19 protein-coding genes and 1 pseudogene are annotated in these 19,411 nt (G+C 31.5%); 12 read left to right on the top strand and 8 right to left on the bottom strand.

The features are described 5' to 3' along the window. Positions 1 to 30: 30 nt before the first annotated feature. Positions 31 to 345: a 4Fe-4S dicluster domain-containing protein gene (locus tag B6F84_RS13280; RefSeq protein ID WP_148691985.1), complete on the bottom strand. Its 315-nt coding sequence runs from the start codon at positions 343 to 345 to the stop codon at positions 31 to 33. Between the two features lie 393 nt (positions 346 to 738). Here B6F84_RS13280 and B6F84_RS13275 point away from each other — a divergent pair, with 393 nt between their 5' ends. The 4 genes and pseudogenes from B6F84_RS13275 (at position 739) to B6F84_RS13260 (ending at position 4,718) form a co-directional block, all read left to right on the top strand. After that, positions 739 to 1,437, top strand: coding sequence for a hypothetical protein (locus B6F84_RS13275; RefSeq protein ID WP_148692689.1), 699 nt, complete (start codon positions 739 to 741; stop codon positions 1,435 to 1,437). 124 nt (positions 1,438 to 1,561) lie between these two features. Then, positions 1,562 to 2,686, top strand: a complete 1,125-nt coding sequence (locus tag B6F84_RS13270) for a radical SAM/SPASM domain-containing protein (RefSeq protein ID WP_148692688.1) — start codon at positions 1,562 to 1,564, stop codon at positions 2,684 to 2,686. After that, entirely contained in the window at positions 2,659 to 3,699 is a 1,041-nt protein-coding gene (locus tag B6F84_RS13265; protein WP_148692687.1) for a TIGR04053 family radical SAM/SPASM domain-containing protein, read from the top strand. The genes B6F84_RS13270 and B6F84_RS13265 overlap by 28 nt, the downstream gene beginning before the upstream one ends. A 148-nt stretch (positions 3,700 to 3,847) precedes the next feature. Further along, positions 3,848 to 4,718, top strand: a pseudogene (locus tag B6F84_RS13260) (hypothetical protein). 38 nt (positions 4,719 to 4,756) lie between these two features. Here the strand turns inward: B6F84_RS13260 and B6F84_RS13255 are convergent. Together B6F84_RS13255 and B6F84_RS13250 are read right to left on the bottom strand one after the other, a co-directional pair. Further along, on the bottom strand, positions 4,757 to 5,437 hold the full coding sequence (locus tag B6F84_RS13255; RefSeq protein WP_148692686.1) for an MBL fold metallo-hydrolase: 681 nt from the start codon (positions 5,435 to 5,437) through the stop codon (positions 4,757 to 4,759). After that, a complete protein-coding gene (locus B6F84_RS13250; RefSeq protein WP_148692685.1) occupies positions 5,418 to 6,563 on the bottom strand; it encodes a peptidase U32 family protein in 1,146 nt (381 codons plus the stop codon). The genes B6F84_RS13255 and B6F84_RS13250 overlap by 20 nt, the downstream gene beginning before the upstream one ends. 542 nt (positions 6,564 to 7,105) lie before the next feature. Between B6F84_RS13250 and B6F84_RS13245 the strand changes: the two genes are divergently transcribed. The 6 genes from B6F84_RS13245 to B6F84_RS13220 all read left to right on the top strand — a co-directional run bounded on the left by B6F84_RS13245 (position 7,106) and on the right by B6F84_RS13220 (position 11,732). Further along, positions 7,106 to 7,651 (top strand): 2-oxoacid:acceptor oxidoreductase family protein, encoded by a 546-nt coding sequence (locus tag B6F84_RS13245; protein WP_148692684.1) that lies wholly within the window; start codon positions 7,106 to 7,108, stop codon positions 7,649 to 7,651. After that, positions 7,644 to 7,910, top strand: coding sequence for a 4Fe-4S binding protein (locus B6F84_RS13240; RefSeq protein ID WP_148692683.1), 267 nt, complete (start codon positions 7,644 to 7,646; stop codon positions 7,908 to 7,910). The genes B6F84_RS13245 and B6F84_RS13240 overlap by 8 nt, the downstream gene beginning before the upstream one ends. 2 nt (positions 7,911 to 7,912) lie before the next feature. Then, positions 7,913 to 9,067, top strand: coding sequence for a transketolase C-terminal domain-containing protein (locus B6F84_RS13235; RefSeq protein WP_148692682.1), 1,155 nt, complete (start codon positions 7,913 to 7,915; stop codon positions 9,065 to 9,067). Then, positions 9,064 to 9,957 carry a 3-methyl-2-oxobutanoate dehydrogenase subunit beta gene (locus B6F84_RS13230; RefSeq protein ID WP_148692681.1) on the top strand — a complete coding sequence of 298 codons (894 nt, stop codon included), beginning with the start codon at positions 9,064 to 9,066 and terminating at the stop codon, positions 9,955 to 9,957. The genes B6F84_RS13235 and B6F84_RS13230 overlap by 4 nt, the downstream gene beginning before the upstream one ends. A 369-nt stretch (positions 9,958 to 10,326) precedes the next feature. Further along, positions 10,327 to 11,085: a zinc ribbon domain-containing protein gene (locus B6F84_RS13225; RefSeq protein WP_148692680.1), complete on the top strand. Its 759-nt coding sequence runs from the start codon at positions 10,327 to 10,329 to the stop codon at positions 11,083 to 11,085. Between the two features lie 71 nt (positions 11,086 to 11,156). Next, on the top strand, positions 11,157 to 11,732 hold the full coding sequence (locus B6F84_RS13220) for a DedA family protein (RefSeq protein ID WP_148692679.1): 576 nt from the start codon (positions 11,157 to 11,159) through the stop codon (positions 11,730 to 11,732). On the opposite strand, the gene B6F84_RS13215 is transcribed toward B6F84_RS13220, so the two are convergent. Both B6F84_RS13215 and B6F84_RS13210 read right to left on the bottom strand, forming a co-directional pair. Next, entirely contained in the window at positions 11,733 to 12,695 is a 963-nt protein-coding gene (locus B6F84_RS13215; protein ID WP_148692678.1) for a (Fe-S)-binding protein, read from the bottom strand. Beyond that, a complete protein-coding gene (locus B6F84_RS13210; protein ID WP_187152706.1) occupies positions 12,686 to 14,062 on the bottom strand; it encodes an FAD-binding oxidoreductase in 1,377 nt (458 codons plus the stop codon). Before B6F84_RS13210 ends, B6F84_RS13215 begins: the two co-directional genes overlap by 10 nt. Before the next feature lie 110 nt (positions 14,063 to 14,172). Between B6F84_RS13210 and B6F84_RS13205 the strand changes: the two genes are divergently transcribed. Then, positions 14,173 to 15,144, top strand: a complete 972-nt coding sequence (locus B6F84_RS13205) for an FAD-binding oxidoreductase (protein ID WP_148692676.1) — start codon at positions 14,173 to 14,175, stop codon at positions 15,142 to 15,144. Between the two features lie 81 nt (positions 15,145 to 15,225). Further along, positions 15,226 to 15,693, top strand: a complete 468-nt coding sequence (locus B6F84_RS13200; protein ID WP_148692675.1) for a peroxiredoxin — start codon at positions 15,226 to 15,228, stop codon at positions 15,691 to 15,693. A 17-nt stretch (positions 15,694 to 15,710) separates the two neighbouring features. Here B6F84_RS13200 and cutA read toward each other — a convergent pair whose 3' ends face one another. The 3 genes from cutA to cutB are packed head-to-tail and all read right to left on the bottom strand — an operon-like array spanning position 15,711 to position 19,275. Beyond that, positions 15,711 to 17,948, bottom strand: coding sequence for a glyceraldehyde dehydrogenase subunit alpha (gene cutA, locus B6F84_RS13195; RefSeq protein WP_148692674.1), 2,238 nt, complete (start codon positions 17,946 to 17,948; stop codon positions 15,711 to 15,713). Then, the gene (cutC, locus tag B6F84_RS13190) at positions 17,945 to 18,430 is read right to left on the bottom strand and encodes a glyceraldehyde dehydrogenase subunit gamma (protein WP_148692673.1); all 486 of its coding nucleotides are present in this window, start codon (positions 18,428 to 18,430) and stop codon (positions 17,945 to 17,947) included. Before cutC ends, cutA begins: the two co-directional genes overlap by 4 nt. Next, entirely contained in the window at positions 18,427 to 19,275 is an 849-nt protein-coding gene (gene cutB / locus B6F84_RS13185; RefSeq protein ID WP_148692672.1) for a glyceraldehyde dehydrogenase subunit beta, read from the bottom strand. Before cutB ends, cutC begins: the two co-directional genes overlap by 4 nt. Positions 19,276 to 19,411 lie beyond the last annotated feature (136 nt).

Below are 19,411 nucleotides of genomic sequence, written 5' to 3'. Positions count from 1 at the left end.
TAAAAAATAATTAAATTTGGATCTATACGTTTATGGTGGTTTTACGTCTATTGCTGCTACTGGACATACGTTAACGCAGGCCATACAGAATATACAAGCTTGCTCATTAATTGGATCAGCCTTCTTCTCAGAAGCAGGATGACCAGGCGTATCATACCATTGAAACACATTAACAGGACACGCTGTTATACAAGAACCATCAGCAATACACAAATCAAAATCTACACCAACAATAGTACCATGAATTCCAAGAACTTTTGGCGCTTCTACTGGACCATACACTTTATGCCCCTCATGCTCTCCCGCTTGAGGCCTACTCGTCCTGTAATTCGGATCTATACCCATTAAATCACCAATTATAAACTGGGTATAGTTTAAAATATTTTAAACCCCTAATATTTTCGGGATATAATAGCAATGTTAATTAACGTAAAATGTCTAAACATTCTTAGTCTAAACGATTATCAAATTAACATTAAATCATGTTAACCTTTCTAATTATAAAAAAATACTATCGATTTATTTTTTATCGGATTAAATAAGCAATTATTTTATTTATCAATATATACGTAATATTTTGAAAGCGATTACGTTTTAGTTTTATAAAGATTTTTGCAAGAGTACAATATGTTTGTTCTAAGACAAGGTTTTACTATATAAAAATTTTCTTCTTTCTCGTCTAGAAGCACCTAAAAGATTAGGACAAATATATTTTTAATCTGTAATTAAGGATTTCATATGACCTTGAAAGTTAGAAATGAAGCGCTTTATGGTGTAGGAGTTTTATCTTATATAGTAAGTATTATTCCGTTTATTGGAATAAACTTATTTAAGGCACTTATACTTATTCCTATATTAGCATATAACTTACCAATAATGGAATATTTACAGCCAAAAGCAATGGTACTTAAGCTTGGCAAAAAGGAGATTTTGTTAGCTATACTCGCTGGTATTCCTTATCTATTTTTCCTTAATTTTTTTGCTATAGTTCCAGTATTTTTATTGTTACTCACTTTCTTTCTTTACTATAAGAAGAACACTATGATGGGCACTGTTATGGGTACTACTTTCGTAGCTTCATTATCTATTTTTTGGGCTTATTCTGTTCATGCATTTTTTGTTCCTGCAATATTCTGGACTTTTTACATTTTTGCTGGAGCACTTTTTGTTGAATATAAAATACCTTATAGAAAATTAAAGAAGAATGATGTCATATTTACTTGGATATTAATCTTGATAATTCTTTTAATTCTTAGTATGAAATTCGATTATTTATTGCTTTTAGCTTTAATAGAACCTTCTATTAGATTCCTATTACCTGGAGATAAATTAAAATCAATGAAGGAATTACCAGAATTAGGGAAAAGAGGAGCTAAAAGAGATTTATTATTTGTTGCATTACTTATAGTATTTTCGTTAGCTAAATTAGTAGTTTGAAAATAAAAATAAGATATATTCATTTTATTATTGTTCCAGCTTTTTGTCTTTAACTCCCTTTTTCATTAACTAGGCTAATATATTAGTCGTGATTAATTTAAATTAAAAATGACAAAATATTATTATGATTCCGATAAGCGTTATAGCTACTGATACAGGTACAGTTTCTTTTTCTATAAAAGGTCATTTTAATAAGGAGAAGCCAAGCAATTTTAGCGAAGATTTTAGACCAGTAATTACGTGGAATTTGACTTATAAATGCAATCTTAAATGTTTACATTGTTATATAAATGCTTCTCCAAATGGAGATAATGGGCTTAGCACTGAAAAAGCTTTAGACTTGGTAGATCAGTTTTCTGACTTGAAAATACCTCTAGTCATAATGAGTGGAGGAGAACCTTTAATGAGAAACGATTTTTTTACAATTGCAGAGTACGCGTCTAAAAAAGGATTAAAATTAGCTTTGTCTACTAATGGTACATTAATTTCTGAAAAAGTTGCTAAAAAATTGAAAGAATTAAATTTCATGTATATAGGAATAAGTTTAGATAGTTATAATCCAGAATTTCACGATAAGTTTAGAGGGGTTAATGGAGCTTTCTCAATGACTATAAGAGGAATACAAAACGCTATTAATGCGGGATTAAATGTAGGATTAAGATTTACAATAACTGGAATGAATATTGATGATATCGACAATTATTTCGATTTAATATTAAAATTAGGTATAAAGAGGGTTACATTTTACCATTTGTCAGCAAGTGGAAGAGGAAAAGATCTAAAAGAATGGAGTTATTCTCCTTCACAATATCAAAAATTCATGGATAAACTTCTTGACTATGCATTTAAATTAAAGGGAAAAGTAGAAATTGAAACTACACTAGGAACATATGACGGAATATATTTAGCTAATAAATTAAGCAAAAACGAAAATGAACTTTCAAAATATTTGAAATTTGTTGAAAGTACTGGAGGATGCGGAAGGAAAATGATTTCTATTTATCCTAATGGTGACGTTTATCCTTGCCAATTCATTGATTTTGTAAAATTAGGAAACGTAAAAGAAAAGAAGTTAAAAGACATACTAGTAAATATACCAGATTTCTTTATTCATACTGATAAATATGTAGAATGCGATTGTAAATACAAACAATACTGTAAAGGAGGAGATAGAGCCAGAGCGTACTATTGGAATCAAAATATGTATGGAGACGATCCATTATGCCCTTTGAAAGAGCTCCACATTTAGTATTCTGGGAGTTAACTAAATCATGCCCACTAACTTGTAAGCATTGCAGAGCTGATTCTATCAAAAATCAATTACCTGACGAATTAACAACTGTAGAAGGTAAGAAATTATTGGAAGAAATTGCAGAATTTGGAAAAATTGTAGTAGTATTCACTGGAGGAGATCCATTAAATAGAGAAGATGTTTTCGAATTAATGGATTACGCTAAATCCTTAGGACTAGTAGTTTCTATAGCTCCTGCTCCATCTTATAATCTTACTGAAGAGAATATAAAAAGAATAAGAAATTCTGCCTTATATATGTCCATAAGTCTTGATGGAGCTAAAGAGACTACACATAATTGGCTAAGAGGTTTTGGAAGTTATAAGTACGCTATTCAAGGAATAAAATTAGGCCTAAAATATGGTATTCAAGTTCAAGTAAATACTGTAGTGTGGAAGAAAAGTTATGAAGAACTTCCAGAAATGGTAAAACTATTGAAAGACCTTGGAGTAAAAGTATGGGAAGTATTCTTCTTAATTCCAGTAGGAAGAGGAAGTATAGAATTGGATATTCCAAGAGAGAAGTATAAAGAGGTAATTAATTTTCTGATTGAAGCTAGCAAATATGATTTAGTTGTAAGAACTGTTGAAGCTCCATTTTTCAGAAGAGCTAAATTAGAAGGAGGATCATCCTCAGAATTATCTAAGAGATTGAGAGATTTACTAGGAGAACCTACTGGAAAATTAGATAAAAGTATAATGCCTACTAGAGATGGTTCTGGAGTAATATTTGTATCATATAATGGAGAAGTATATCCTAGTGGATTCCTTCCATTATCTTTAGGAAATGTAAGAGAAAAAAGCATTGTAGAAATCTATAGAAATTCTGAACTTTTAAGGATGATAAGAGAAGGAAAACTAAAGGGAAAATGTGGTCAATGTCAATATACTAATATCTGTGGAGGAAGTAGAGCTAGAGCTTATGCTGTCTATAATGATCCTTTGGAAGAAGATCCAGCTTGTCCGTATTAATCTTTATTTTTTTGTTAAATAAAATTTTAAGCTAATAAAGAATCGATTCAATTTGTTCTATTTTATAGAATATTACAAATAAACTAGATTACATTTTAATGTTAGAAAGTTTTAAATATCAATTAGGATAACCCTAAATCTAGATATTATGATAAGTTTAAGTATGTTATTAAATCCACCTAATGGATTATCCTTATCTGAGATAATTATTTTTTCTTTAATATTAGGTATGTTACATGGTATTACACCCGACGAACATACTTGGCCAATAACATTTAGTTATGCTATAGGCAAATATAGCACAAAAGGAGGAATGAAAGCAGGATTTTTATTTTCCTTAGGATTCATGATTCAAAGAGCATTCTTAACTACATTGGGATTTATAGGTTTAGCAACTGTTTATAAGGAATATAACCTAGATGGACCCGTATATGCAATAGTTGGAATAGTGATGGCTATCGCTGGATCTTATATATTGAAAGGTAAATATTTGCATTTACCTATAGATAGATTACTAGGGCATGAAAAATCAAATAATACAGAACTACGTGATGTACCCCTAAAGATGACTATAGTTCATGGTCTTATCGCAGGATTTGGTTTTGGAGCATATGCAACCATAATAACTTTCATTCTTGCACCACAAGTACCATCTTTAATATTCGCACCATTACCAGGATTATTTTTTGGGTTAGGAACTATGATAATGCAAATAATATTTGGCATTATCTTCGGAAATATACTTAGAATGAAAAAAACTAAGTGATATTCAAATCTCATATATAGCTAGAAAAACTGCAGGCAGAGTATTATACTATGGAGGAATTGTTTTCTTAGCCGTTGGATTATTAATAATTGCATTACCACCTATAGATAACTTTGCTATATCTACTGGAAATCCTATACCTAATTTAGATGCAATTAATATAGGATTTTTATTGGTGATAACAGTGGTAGGAATTCTAGGAATTGCTAGTATTATAACGAGTTTAAAGGAAGTTAGTAAGATATCTAGCTAAAATTCACAATTTAATACATAATACGATTTGGATAAAAATTATTTAAAAATTAAATCTCCATGATATGGGACTAAAATCTCGTAGTTTAATGAAAGTAAGTAATTAAACGATTTTAATGCTTTTTCGTAATCCCAACAGAAGAATTTTATCGGTGGTCTGATAGTATTTTCCGTATTTCTAATAGCATCTCCTACAATTAATATTCCTTGGCCAAACAAAGCTATATGCCCTTTTGTATGACCAGGAACATGAATTACCTTAAAACCAGCTAACTCTTCTCCTCCTTTTAGCTTAACATCAACTGTAGGAGTAGGCGCATTTATATTTTCTATTCTTTTTACTGTCTTTTCTATTTCCTCTTCATCAATAGGAAACTCTCTTTTAATTTCTTCTGTGTTTAGTTTTCCTGATGAATTGAAACTTTCCAATTCGTGGGCATAAATTTTTGCCTTTGATATTCTCTTTATATATTCTGCATTACCGTAATGATCTGGATGTTCATGTGTTATTACAATATCAGATATGTCTTCTATTGAATATCCCCACGATTTAAGGTAATTTTCTAGAGTAACTAGATTACAAGGTAAGCTTGTATCTATTATCATTAATCCTCCGCTAGGTCCTTTTTCTACAACTGTTACGTTATGATTTAATACCGTTCCAAAAAAGTTTGGTTCTAAAAGTTCAGCTATTCTTACATTATTCTTTATCTTGACCATTGTTAAACCTCGGGATTAATTCTATTGGTACGTCAATTTTCTTTAATTTCAATTCATTAAGATTCTTTCCATTAACTTTGATTACTTTTTCTGCAATCATATCACAGTATTTACACTCTTCACAACTTCTTGTTTCACATTTATTATATTTGAAGTAACCTAACCAATTTGGAGGAAATTCAGAATTATTCACTACAACTTTAGTTAGAATCTCATATTCGTTATCTTTTTCTCCTAATTTTTCTAATACTTTTGGCACAGCTCTACCTTGTGGATAACTTACTATATCTAGCAGATTTCCATCATATTTCCTTTCAGAGTACGCTTTTATTACTTTTACTAGCCAATCTGTCTTTTTGTTTCTTCCAGCTATTTTAAATCTATCAATTCCTATCTCTTCATAATAATGAAGGTCTTCTGGCCTTATCCACCTCATTCTTATTATGTTAGCTATATCGTTCCTAACATCAGTAGCACAGAAGAGTATAGGATATTCGAACCATACTCCTTTAGGCCCATCTTCCATTGATAGATTAGAACTTACTATATCATGAGATCTTCTATATGGACATCCCCATAAGCAAGAATTATTAGTTAAAACCTCTACATCAACACCGTGCGTTTTCCCATATTTTGCTACTTCCTTTAATAAATCAAAATTTCTATTATCGTCTTCATGCATTATGATAGTATTTACTCCTAAATTTACGTACTCTTCTACTTCCCTAATATTATAAACTCTAGAATACGAAGAGACTGAAACTTCCATGTCAGGATATTCCTTTTTTATTAATTTGATCAAAAATGGCATAGCAACGATAAATCCATCTACTCCAGTTTTAACTAAATAATCTACCTCTTCTTGAACTTTCCTAACGAAAGTTTCATCGTACTCTTTTCCGTTTAAGGTAGCAGTATTCATAGTATATAGGAATTTTATTTTTTGAGAATGAATAATGTCTAGATGTTGTTTAAATCTATTCTCATCAATTTGAGGCAAAACGAAAGAAGCTCTACCATGACCAGTTATTGTTTTAGTATGACTTCCAAACATGTATTTTACTGGATATTCCTTAATTTTTTCAATAAGCGAATCGTCAAAATTTGTGCCTACAACTAGTCTCATAAAATCATTTTGTCTAGTTTATTAAAAAATCTTGCTGATATTAACACAGTTTAACAATAAAATTAAATTTTAATGATGAAGTTAGTTAATAAAAATGACATGATGTACAAAAGGAGATTTTTCTAGTATATATTATATAATGAAATAGTGTGTACTATTTGAATACTTTACGTAGCTCTACTAATAATTCTGATTGAGAGAAAACCTCAATTTTCAGACGCTCAGCAAACTAATAATGAAAGATCAATTATAAAATTTTGAACTTATATTAAATTTGTTTAAAAACATATAGGTGACTCAAATACATGATATATCTTTTGTCCATGATTAATAAAAGAATTTATATATAGTTATAATAATATAAAGTAATTCAATAACCTTAAAAATAGTTGTATTTTATTTTTTCTAATTATTTTAGAATCTAAGAAAAAATCATATTCAAAAGTTCAAACAATAATTAACAAGGTTAATTGAAATTCTGTTACTATATTCTAAAGAAGCATTATCATCTATTTCAGAGAAAATTATAAGTGTGATACAGTTTGCTTAAAGAAATCTCCTTACGAGGCAGAGGAGGACAAGGAGTAGTAACTGCAGGAGAACTTTTAGTTAAAGCCTCAATTTTAGAAGATGAATATGGACAATCTATTCCATTTTACGGTGGAGAAAGAAGAGGCGCTCCAGTAGTAACTTTCGTAAGACTGTCAGAAAATCCTATTCTTCTTCATAGAGAAGTTTATAATCCCGATGGAGTAGCAGTTTTCGATCCTTCGCTTCTTTCAATTTTGAATGTTACAGAAGGATTAAAGGATACGGGCTTTCTCCTAGTAAATACTTCAATACCTAAAAAATTGGTAAAAAATGAATACATAGTTGACGCTACTACTATAGCTAAAAATTTAGGATTAACCATTGCAGGATGGGCAGTCGTTAATACTGCTCTTATTGGAGCAATATCAAAAATTTTAGGAAAACCGTCATTAAAATCTCTCGAAGAGGCTATAGAAGAAGAATTTGAAGGAAAATTAGGAGAATTAAACGCAGAAGCAGCTGAATTAGGCTATAAAGAGGTGAAAAAAGTTGATTAACGTACCAGAAGGAATACCAATAGCTAGACCTAAATTAGGGTCTGCTGGAAAAACAGGAACCTGGAGACTAGATAAGCCAGTAATAAATTATGATAAATGCACTAGATGCAGGCTTTGTATATTATATTGCGTAGAAAATACTATTGATATGAAGGAAGATCTTTTTCCATTAATTGATTATGATTATTGTAAAGGATGCGGTGTATGTGCACAGGTATGTCCTACTCATGCAATTGAAATGGTTTCAGAGGTGAAATAAAAATGCAGGTTTTAAAAAGAAAAAGTTTAGCCTTAGTAGGAAATCATGCAGTAGCTTATGCAGTAAAGCAAGCTAAACCTCAAGTTCTTTCAGTATTTCCAATAACGCCTCAAACTACTATGTTAGAAAAATTAGCTGAATACGTTAGTAAAGGAGAACTTAAGGCTGAAATGATAAGGGTAGAGAGCGAACATTCTGCCATGGCAGCAGTTTATGGTGCAGCAGTAGCTGGAAGTAGAGTATTTACAGCTACGTCATCTCAAGGATTACTTTACATGACTGAAATGATATATTGGGCTGGAGGTCAAAGAGTTCCTATAGTAGCTGCAATAGCTACTAGAGCTCTGGCTGAGCCATGGACAATTTGGGATGATCATCAAGATTTTATAAGTAAAAGAGATGCAATTTGGATTCAGATGATGGCAGAAAACGTTCAAGAAGCATATGATATGACATTACAAGCATTCAAAATTTCTGAAGATCAAAGAGTTATAATGCCAGTAATGATGGGATTTGACGGATTTATTCTAACTCATACTATGGAAAGAGTAGAAGTATTAGAAGATTCTGAAGTAGATTCTTTCTTACCTCCTAGACAATTCAATCTAATTGATTTTTCAGATCCAGTAGGAGTAGGACCAATAGCAACACCAGATGAGTATATAAAAATAAGGTATGAGGCAAAGAAAGCAATGGAAAGATCTAAAGACGTAATAAGAGATATAATGAAAGAATACGAAAAAATCAGCGGTAGAAAATACGATTTAGTCGAATGCTATAAATGCGAAGATGCAGATTACGTAATAGTAAGTATGGGAGCGTGGAGTAGTGATGGAAAAGTTGCAGTAGATAGATTAAGAAATAATGGAGAAAAAGTAGGATTACTTAAGATTAGAGTGTTCAGACCATTTCCTAAAGAAGAAATCAGAGAAAAATTAAAAGATGTAAAGGCTGTAGTAACGTTTGATAGAGCTTATTCTTTTGGTTCTGGAGGAATATTAGCAAATGAAATTAAGTCAGCGTTATACGGAAATAACATCCCAGTACATAGTGTTATTGCAGGTTTAGGAGGAAAAGATGTAAGACCATTACATTTCCAGAACGTTATTGAAGATTTAATTTCAGGAAAATTAGAAGAGGAGAGGTGGATATTATGAGTTTAATCACAAATCCTAGAAGAATACCAAAATTATATAGAGGAAATGCAGCATGCCCAGGATGCCCAATACCTAAGGAATTAGATATATTAATCGAAGAGTTAGGAGAAAAGGCAGTACTAGTTGTGCCTGCTTCGTGCACTACAGTAATTATGGGAGACACTACTGGAATGCCTTCTACTATTCCAGTAGTTCATAGTGCTTTTGCAGCAGCTTCGCCTATTGCTTCTGGGATAGTTAGGAGTCTTAGGATGAAAGGAGATAATGACTCCATAGTAGCAGTATGGGCAGGAGATGGTGGTACTGCTGATATTGGATTTTCAGCGATAAGTGGTTCAGCTGAGAGAAATGAAGATATCTTATACGTATGTTATGATAATGAAGCTTACATGAATACTGGAATACAAAGATCGAGTTTGACACCTAAAGGTGCATGGACTACAACTACTCCGGAAGGTAAAAGAGAGTTTAAGAAACCGATGCCATTCATAATGGCTGAGCATAAGATACCTTATGTAGCAACAGCTTCAGTAGCTTATCCGTTCGATTATCAAAACAAAGTTAAAAAAGCTAAGCAGATAAAAGGATTTAGATACGTTCATTTACTTTCACCATGTCCACCAGGCTGGAGATTTGACTCAAGTTTAACTATAGAAATAGCTAAATTAGCTGTAGAAACTGGAATATGGCCCTTATTCGAGATAGAGAATGGGGAATTCCGTCTAACTAGCATAAGCAAAACCCTAATAGATAAAAAGAATAGAAAACCAGTAACTGAATACTTAAAATTACAAGGAAGATTCTCTAAGCTAAATGAAAAAGAAATAAAGGAAATAGAAGATAGCGTAGATGAACTCTGGGAAGAAATAAAATCGTATATAAAACAATAGATCTTTTTTATTTTATATATTATCATAAAATAATGTTAAGCAAAAATAATAGGAAGATTACTACTAATTCATCTCCATATAAAATTTTTAGTAAAAGTTAAAAAGTAGATATTAAGGTTCGCAGTAGTTCAGTAATATCTTTCAACTAGCAAAATATATAATTTGATTTTAGAGCATAATTTTTATATTCTAGTAAAAGTTATAAATTCAATAAATATGTTTTAATTACTATAAAATATAAATTAAAAGAGGGTAAAGATAATTAATCTTATCTTTTAACTATCTAAAAATATTTGTGATAGATAATATAAAAGTGATCCTAAAATTACCTAAAAGTTTTTATATCCTATATCATAAAATTTCATAACCATGGTAAAATATTGTCCTAGGTGTGGAACGCAAAATCCAGATGATGCAGTTTTCTGCTATAATTGTGGATATAAATTCCCTCCAATGCAACCAATTCAACCAGGAGAAGCATCACCGTACTCTCAACCTCCTACACAGCCTAATCAGCCTCCACCATATTATCCATCAAAACCATCAAAAATACCTTTAAAGAAAATTATAACTGGAGTAGTAGGCGCAGTGATTGCGGTAATCGTAATTCTAGCTGTAGTACTAGTAGTCTTACCTCACCCAGCATTAGCTTATTCAGCTTCCCAGGCAAAATCCACATTTGGAGGCACTTGGCAAATACTAAACAATGAATCAGGAACAATAACATATAGTAACGGCATATTTACAATCTCATACAATAATGGTACAACAATGAAGCATAATGTTTCTAAGTATATTTCCGGGCCTTTACCAAATGAGAAGTATTTTGAGGAATTTGAGGAATTAGCTGGAAAAATTAATGGAACAAAAGTATACCTATATATTACTAAATGTATTTACTCAAATTCATCAATACCTAAGTCCATCTATGCGTCTGACTATCAGGGTAGTTCGATCCATGGCGATATAAACGGTTATAATTATACTTATATACAATATACCTTTTTCGGATATCCTTTTGAGAGTGAAATAATAGCATACAGCGGAAATACGTTAATAATTATCAAAACTTCAAACTTTGGTCCTGATGAATCGCAAATGGTTTCTGTACTTTCAGCTATAACATAAAATTATAATTTTTTTATCATCTTTTATTTTGGGATAGAATTTATATACTTAAAGAAGACGATTAAACTCAAATGTATGAGTTTCAAGGAGTTATAGGTTATTTTTCAATTTTAGGTTTAATGATTTTAGAAGGAATTGGTTTTCCAATTCCCAGCGAAATAATAATGCCATTAACTGGATATTATTCTCATCAAGGCTCATTAAACCTTTTTCTTGCTGTTCTAGTAGGTTCTTTAGGTAGTTTAACTGGATCAATTATAGATTATTTTATTGGATTAAAACTTGGACTTCCATTTTTAAAGAAATATGGAAAAATATTTAGATTAACTGAAGATAAATTAGAAAGGTTAAATGGTTGGTTTGCTAAACATGGAAGCTTATCAGTTTTTTCCTTGCGTTTTGTTCCAGAAATTAGGGCATTAATTTCTTTTCCAGCAGGAATAGCTAGTATGAGCCTCTTAAAGTTCATAGTATTTACATTTGCTGGTCACATAATTTGGGATTCTGTTCTTTCAGTTTTAGGATATATTTTCTATAATCAAATAAATTACGTTATAATGTTAGCTGAAAAATCGGATTATTATATTCTTGGTGCTTTTATAGTAGTCTTAGTAATAGGAATAATTTACTGGAAATTTAAAAAATAATTATAGCAAGTCAGCTAAATGTTTTGGTTTTAATCCCATTTTAAGGAATGCTATGGAACATGATGGATTAGTTGAAATAACTGTAGTCAATCCACTTTTCATTACTTTCTCTTTTTTAGTCATCATAATTTTTTCTGACATCTCTTTATGAAAGATAAAATAATCTCCTCCTGCACCGCATTCATATGATGGCTCCTCTGACTCTTTAATTTTAACTCCCATCTTAGATAAAACCTGCCTAGTGTATTTATTTAATCCTAACAAATTAGCATGACAAGGTTCATGTACTGTAACTTCACCTTCTATAAAAGGCAATGGCACATCCATTTTAATAAGGAATTCTCCAAAATCATAAACGTTCAATCCATTTTCTTTCATATGCGCTGTACAATTTGATGATAATGATATAACTGTCTTTCCCTCAAATTCTTTTCCTACTTTTGAAATTAATTCTTTTGATCTATTCTTTTCTCCTACGTGTTCATGTGCTAATCCGCAACATCCATTAAGTATTTCTACTGTATAGCCTTGTCTTTTCAGAAAATTCAATGCTTTTTCTACAGTATCTCTAAAGAATACTGAAGTTATGCATCCCGGAAAGAGGATTATTTCAGGATTTTTATCAGAATACTCCAGAGGTTTATTAGCTTTTACTTCTTTTATTATATTAAACATTTGAATTAAACTAGGTTTTTCTAAAATTTTTAGCATTATTTTTTCTAAAGGATTAGCTTTTCTTACAGATGTAATTATTTCTGAGTATTTTACTCCACTAGGACATGCTAATTCGCATCTTCTGCAGTATACGCAAGTATCTAATCCTTCACTGGGAATTCCTAATTTTACTGCTGTTATTCTTCCTCTTGGAGAATGAATTTCTGATCTAGTTACTGAGTATGTTGGACATGCTTCTAAGCAAAATCCGCAGTGAACGCATTTATTTAACTCTTCTTCTAATCCCATTCCCAAATAACCTCTAATTCTTTTTTATTTGCTTTGCATCCACCGAACATTTTGCATGGATTAAATAATCCTTTTTCGTCAAAAGTTTTCTTAATTCTTTTCATTACTTCGATGTCTTTCTCTGAATAATAAATATTGAAATATTTTATTTTCTCTATTCCTATTCCATGTTCTCCAGAAGGAATTCCTCCTTCATTTATCACTTCTTTCTCTATTTCATCGCTAGCTCTAAAAGCTCTGTAAAAACTATCAAAGTCATTTGGATCGTAGGATATTAAAGGATGAAGATTTCCATCTCCTGCATGAAATACATTAGCTATGTATACGTGATACTTTTCTCCAATTTTTGATATGTTTTCTAATGTTGTCGATAATTTACTCCTTAAAACATTACAATCTAATGTAACGTAAGCTGGGCCTATTGCACCCATTGCTGGAAATGCCCCTTTTCTAGCATTCCATACTTTTCCTTCATCATCTGGGATTATTATTTGACCATTATTATTTTCAATTATTTCCTTTACTCTCTTTTCTTCTTCCTCTAACTGGATTTGGCTATCATCTAATTCTATTAATAGCATAGCTTCAACTTCTGGTAAGCCAGCCTTATATCTGCTTTTTTCTATCGCTTTTATTATATTTTTATCCATCATTTCTAATGCTGAAGGAATTACTCCCTTAGAGAAAATACTAACTATAGTATTTGACGCATCATATAAGTTATTGAAAGTTGCAAAGATGCTCTTCCTATTCTCAGGTTTAGGAAAAAGTCTTAGCCTAGCTCTTAAAACTGCTCCTAATGTTCCTTCTGCTCCTACAAATATGCTTGAAAAATTAAAGAATGGAGAAGGCTTAATATATTCAACTTCTCCGTTAGGTAAAATTATTTTTAATGAAATTATACTATTAAAAGTAGGACCGTATTTTACTACATGAATTCCTCCAGAATCATGCGAAATATTACCTCCTATTGATGAAACTTGATAACTGGATGGATCAGGAGCATAAAAAAGATTAGAAGGAGCATTTTTAGTAACCATAGCGTTTATTATACCAGGACCTACTTCAATTTCTAAGCCGTTTATAGAATAAACCTTATTTAGTCTAGTCAAAGAAACTACTACTTCATCTCCTTCTACTGATATTGATGCTCCACTTAAACTAGTGCCGGAACCTCTTATGATTATTTTTTCGTCTTTAGATACTAGATATCTTACAACCTGTATTGTCTCATCTTCGTTACCCGGTAAAACCACCATTTTTGGTTCTCCTTTTACTGCGGTAAAACCATCAAAGCCAAACAATTTTTTCTCTGAAGAATCTATTACCCATTTATCGCCTACTATCCTCCTTAAATCTTCAATCATCAATCTACTATTGTTTAAATAGTTTAAAAATGTTGTATTGCAGTCTTTGAATTAAATTAAACGTTACATAATACAATAAAGTTTAAAATTTATTTATCTATTTTTCTTCAATGTCAGTCTTATGTAATGAAACTGTTTACCCTAAAACTTATGAGGATTTACTTGAAATTATAAGAGATGTAGGAAAAAGAAAGATTTACATAATAGGGTTTAATACTCATCATATAGGAAAAAATGTAAATGCTGATATTTGTATTTCAATGAGGAACTTTAATAAAATTCTCGAAATTTCTGAATCTGATTTATTTGTAACTGCTCAACCTGGAGTTAGTTTTGAAGCATTAAAAAATGCGCTAAGTGAAAGAAATCTATTTTTACCATTAACTTATTCCGGTAGTTTAGGAGGATTAGCTTCCACTAATTTTCCCTCTCTTTTTTCTTTGATATATCCCTATCCTAAAGATCTATTACTAGGAGCAAAAATAATTACAGGATTAGGAGAATTAATAAAATCCGGAAGTAGAACTACAAAATTTTCCAGTGGATATAAAATTTGGAAAGCATTGTCTGGAAGCTTAGGATGGTTGGGAATTTACGTTGAACTAACTTTTAGGCTAATAGGAAAACCAGAAAGATTAGCTTTTGCTGAAATTAACCAAGAAAAGATTCAGAAGATAATTTCTGAAAGACCTTGGGGGATATTCTACAATAACGGAAAAACATTTGTAATCTTTGGAGGATTTTCCAAGTATATAGATTCTTTAGAAGAAAAATACGGTTTATCTTTTCAAGATGGTTTACCTAATGCGAGCCTCGATTGTGAAAGAATCTATGGTATTACAACTTATAGAGGAAAAGAATTTGATATCATCAATAAGATAGGTCCAGATAAGACTATAGCGTACATTGGTTCTGGATATATAAGAACATGTAATGAGATAAACAAAAAAGATTTTCCTGAAGAAAGCATAATTATTGAAAAAGGATGTAAAGAAGATGAGGAATGTTTTGAACATTATAAAACAGGAGAATTGCTAAAGAAGTCTTTAGATCCTTATAACATTTTCGTTTCTAGTTATTGATAGTTTCTTTAAAAATAATGTTAAAATAGTTTAAGCATTATTCAAAACATTACTTAAATTCTTGGGATAAGAAATATTAGTATGCCAGAAATAGGAGAAAACGCACCGGATTTCGAATTACCAGATACAGATCTAAAGAAAGTTAAACTATCTGATTTTAAAGGCAAAGTAACTGTACTAGCGTTTTACCCTGGAGCATTCACTTCAGTATGTACTAAAGAATTATGTACATTCAGAGACTCTATGGCAAAATTTAACTCTATAAATGCGCAAATAATAGGAATTAGTGTAGATCCACCATTCAGTAATAAAGCATTTAAAGATCAAAACAAACTCAATTTTTTAATATTAAGTGATTATAATAGAGAAGTAATAAAGAAATATAATGTATATTGGGAATTCCCTGCATTGCCTGGATATATTCTTGCAAAAAGAGCTGTTTTCGTTATAGGAAAGGACGGAAAAATAAAATATAAATGGGTATCAGATGATCCAACTAAAGAACCACCATATGAAGAAATAGAAAAAATAGTAAAAGAATTATCTTAATTTTTTTTAACTATTTTTTAACTAAGAATATCTTCAGGTTTTACTGGTGTTTTATTGAATTTTTTACCAGTAGCATCTTCAATTGCCCTTACTATTGCTGCAGGACCTACTATCAGTGCTGCTTCTCCTACACCTTTAGCTCCAGTTGGATATGCTGAATCATGAGTTTTCTCTGCGAAATAATTTTCAAAGCTAGGTGCTTCAACGGCAGTAGGAACGAAATAATCCGCATATGTTACGCTCAACTGTCCATTATCATTAAATATTGCTTGCTCGTATAACGCTTGCCCTACAGCTTGAGTAGCTCCACCGTGAATCTGTCCTTCTGCTAATGCAGGATTTAGAACTCTTCCTATATCATCATAAGCCTTATATGTCTTTACTTTAGCAATTCCATAATCATCAACTTCTACTACTGCTACATGAACACCGTAAGGGAACGTTACATCACCAGGTAATGTAACTTGAGAATATATTCCTAACTCTTTTCCATTGTATCCAGCCTTTGCTACATCGTTCCAACTAATCTTTCTATTTTTATCGCTTTTTACATAAAATTCTCCTTGACTATATTCAACCTCTTCTACATCAACTTTTAATTGAGTAGCAGCTATCTCTTTCATTTTATTTAATATTTCATTACTTGCGACTAATGCTGCGCTTCCTGCAGCAGATGCTGTCCTAGATCCATACGATCCCATTCCAGCAGCAACTGTTTCCGTATCTCCCCAGATCACTTTTATTCTCCCAATATCTATCTGAAGAGCGTCAGCAACTACTTGAGCTATAGCTGTTTCAGTTCCTTGTCCATGTGGTGTTCCACCAGTTATAACTAAAACGTCTCCTTCTTCGTTTACTCTAACTTCTCCAAATTCCCATGGACCAAAACCCGATATCTCTAGATAGAATGCCATTCCTACTCCAACTTTCTTACCTTTCTTCCTTTCTTCTTCTGCATTCCTCTTTAATTCATAATATCCTAATTTGTTTAATCCATCTTTAAGTGCTGACAAGTAATCTCCTGAGTCGTATTTTAATCCAAATGGATTAGTATAAGGCATTTCGTTAGCTCTTATCATATTTTTCTCTCTTACAGTTACTTCGTCTAAACCTAACTGATCTGCTACATTACTCATTATTCTCTCTATAATGAAAGTAGCTTCTGGCCTGCTTGCTCCTCTGTACATTATAATTGGTGGAGTATTAGTGTATACTGCCCTACTTTTTATGTTTAAATTAGTTATTTTATATGGACCAGGGATCATTAAAGGTATTATTGCTGGCTGTAAGGGTGCAGTATAAGTTAAATATGCTCCCATATCAACTAGTAATTCTCCCCTTATCCCTAAGACAGTTCCATCATTCTTTACTGCCACTTCTCCTTTGAAAGTATTATGTCTAGCTTCTGCATCTATCATTTCTTCAGTTCTTGTAGCAGTCCATCTCACTGGTCTTCCTAAAAGTATTGAAGATGCTATTACACTAACATCTTCTGGAGTAATATGTACTTTACTACCAAAAGCTCCTCCTATATCTGGCATTATTACTCTTATCTTACTTGATGGTATTCCGAATATTCTGGAGAATTCATCTCTTGACGTATGAGGAGTTTGTGTTGAATACCATACTGTTAAGTATCCATTTTCGTAACTTGCTATGATTCCTCTAGGTTCCATTGGAGAATTAATTAATCTATTATTAGTAACTTCTATTTGAATTACTTTATCTGCTTGTTTAAATGCGTCATCAACGTTTCCAGATGCATAAGTTTGATCAAACGCTATGTTAGTTCCTAAATCTTCATGAACTAATACTTTATTATTTTCTGCGTCTTCCATAGTTATTACAGCATCTAGCGGATCATAATCTACATTTACTTTATCTATAGCATCTCTTACAACATACTTATTTACACCTATAACTACTGCTACTGGTTCTCCAGCATATCTTACTTTGTCTTTTGCTAAAGGCAATCTAGGATTAAACTTCCACATTCTAGGATCTTCGTAAGTGTTCCATATTCTTATCCCATCTTTTAGTATTTTTTCAAAATCTTTATATGTAAATACTGCTACTATTCCAGGTATTTTTAATGCTTCAGTTGAGTCTATGTTTTTTACCTTAGCGTGAGCATAAGGACTTCTAACAAATCCAGCATATAATGCGTTGATTTTTACGTCGTCTATGTAATTGCTTTTTCCAGTTATGAATTTATCATCGTAAAGTCTTTTTATTGGTTTTCCAACGTACGTCATTGTCTCATCCTCATTGATGCATCTTTTACTGCTTTAATGATGTTTTGATATCCTGTGCATCTACAGATATTTCCGTGTAATCCTTCTCTGATTTCTTCTTCTGAGGGTGAAGGATTTTCCTTAAGGAGATAGTAAGTCTGCATAATCATTCCTGCAGTGCAAAATCCACATTGTAAGGCGAAGTTATCTTTGAACGCTTCTTGAATAGGGTGAAGTTTACTATCTTTTGCTAAGCCTTCTATTGTAGTTATTTCTGCACCGTCAGCTTGAACAGCTAAATATGTACATGATTTTATTGCTTTTCCATTTAAAAGAATAGTACATGCACCGCAAGTTGATGTATCGCATCCTATTTTTGTTCCAGTTAATCCTAATTCGTCTCTAAGGAAATGAACTAGAAGTAATCTAGGCTCTACTTCTTTCTCATACCATATTCCGTTAACTTTTACTCTTATTTTTGTTGTTTCTCCAGGTCTAATCAAGGATTTAACACCTCTTTTAATGTATTATAAGTTAAGATAGACATTACTTTGCGCCTATAAGAAGAGCTCCCTCTGGAATCTGAGGGAGGATTTACAGAATTACTTACTTTTTCCGCAAATTGTTTAAATAAATCATCGTTAATTTTCTGGTTTATTAGTGTTTTTTCTAGTTCGTATGGTCTGTAAGGTTTATCCGAAACGCCAGTGTAAGCTACTCTTAAATCAACTATCGTGTCTCCTTCTACCTTAGATAATAATGCCATTCCTACTAATGCAAAATCTCCAGCCCTTCTAACGATTTTTTGATATTTGAACTTATATCCTTCCAGTACAGGAAATTCTATTTTAGATAATATTTCATTTTCAGCTAATTCTGTAGTAAAAGGCCCTTTGAAGAAATCTTTAGCTTTTACTTTTCTTTCTCCATTTGAAGATAAAAGAGTCATTGTAGCATCATAAGCTAGTGCTACTGCAGGGTAATCAGCTGATGGGTCCGCATTACTTAAACTTCCTCCTATAGTGCCTAAATTTCTAACTTGTAAATCTCCTACTTTTCCTGCTGTTTCAGATAATAACGGTGCCTTAGTTTTTAAAATGTAGTTATTCACTATTTCTGAGTATCTAGTTAAGCTCCCTATGCTCAATGTCTTTCCTTCATCTTTAACGTAATCTAATTCCTTTAATTGGTTTAGATCAACTAAGAAATTAGGCTGTATAACTCTTAATTTCAGCATAGGAATTAAGCTTTGTCCGCCTGCTAATGGTCTAGCTCCTCCGCCATTTAAAAAATCTAGTGCATCTGGTAAGGAAGAGGGTTTATAATATCCAAATTTTGGAGGAAACATCACTATCATTTATCTTACGTTATTAAAAAATGTTTCGCATAAAATATATAAAAAGATAATAAGTTAAAAAATATAACTGAATATACAGATTTAAACTAGAACTTTAATCTAGAGGATAATCATGATATATCATTCG

The organism is Acidianus manzaensis (assembly GCF_002116695.1).
Taxonomy (GTDB): Archaea; Thermoproteota; Thermoprotei_A; order Sulfolobales; family Sulfolobaceae; genus Acidianus; species Acidianus manzaensis.
Note: the sequence above shows the minus strand (reverse complement) of the source record. Positions and strands in the feature narration are given on the sequence as shown.

Bases quoted from the DNA above. Each gene is read 5' to 3' on its own strand.
- B6F84_RS13280 (WP_148691985.1), bottom strand. From the start codon at position 345: ATGGGTATAGATCCGAATTACAGGACGAGTAGGCCTCAAGCGGGAGAG.
- B6F84_RS13275 (WP_148692689.1), top strand. From the start codon at position 739: ATGACCTTGAAAGTTAGAAATGAAGCGCTTTATGGTGTAGGAGTTTTA.
- B6F84_RS13270 (WP_148692688.1), top strand. From the start codon at position 1,562: ATGATTCCGATAAGCGTTATAGCTACTGATACAGGTACAGTTTCTTTT.
- B6F84_RS13265 (WP_148692687.1), top strand. From the start codon at position 2,659: ATGCCCTTTGAAAGAGCTCCACATTTAGTATTCTGGGAGTTAACTAAA.
- B6F84_RS13255 (WP_148692686.1), bottom strand. From the start codon at position 5,437: ATGGTCAAGATAAAGAATAATGTAAGAATAGCTGAACTTTTAGAACCA.
- B6F84_RS13250 (WP_148692685.1), bottom strand. From the start codon at position 6,563: ATGAGACTAGTTGTAGGCACAAATTTTGACGATTCGCTTATTGAAAAA.
- B6F84_RS13235 (WP_148692682.1), top strand. From the start codon at position 7,913: ATGCAGGTTTTAAAAAGAAAAAGTTTAGCCTTAGTAGGAAATCATGCA.
- B6F84_RS13230 (WP_148692681.1), top strand. From the start codon at position 9,064: ATGAGTTTAATCACAAATCCTAGAAGAATACCAAAATTATATAGAGGA.
- B6F84_RS13225 (WP_148692680.1), top strand. From the start codon at position 10,327: ATGGTAAAATATTGTCCTAGGTGTGGAACGCAAAATCCAGATGATGCA.
- B6F84_RS13220 (WP_148692679.1), top strand. From the start codon at position 11,157: ATGTATGAGTTTCAAGGAGTTATAGGTTATTTTTCAATTTTAGGTTTA.
- B6F84_RS13215 (WP_148692678.1), bottom strand. From the start codon at position 12,695: ATGGGATTAGAAGAAGAGTTAAATAAATGCGTTCACTGCGGATTTTGC.
- B6F84_RS13210 (WP_187152706.1), bottom strand. From the start codon at position 14,062: ATGATTGAAGATTTAAGGAGGATAGTAGGCGATAAATGGGTAATAGAT.
- B6F84_RS13205 (WP_148692676.1), top strand. From the start codon at position 14,173: ATGTCAGTCTTATGTAATGAAACTGTTTACCCTAAAACTTATGAGGAT.
- B6F84_RS13200 (WP_148692675.1), top strand. From the start codon at position 15,226: ATGCCAGAAATAGGAGAAAACGCACCGGATTTCGAATTACCAGATACA.
- cutA (WP_148692674.1), bottom strand. From the start codon at position 17,948: ATGACGTACGTTGGAAAACCAATAAAAAGACTTTACGATGATAAATTC.
- cutB (WP_148692672.1), bottom strand. From the start codon at position 19,275: ATGTTTCCTCCAAAATTTGGATATTATAAACCCTCTTCCTTACCAGAT.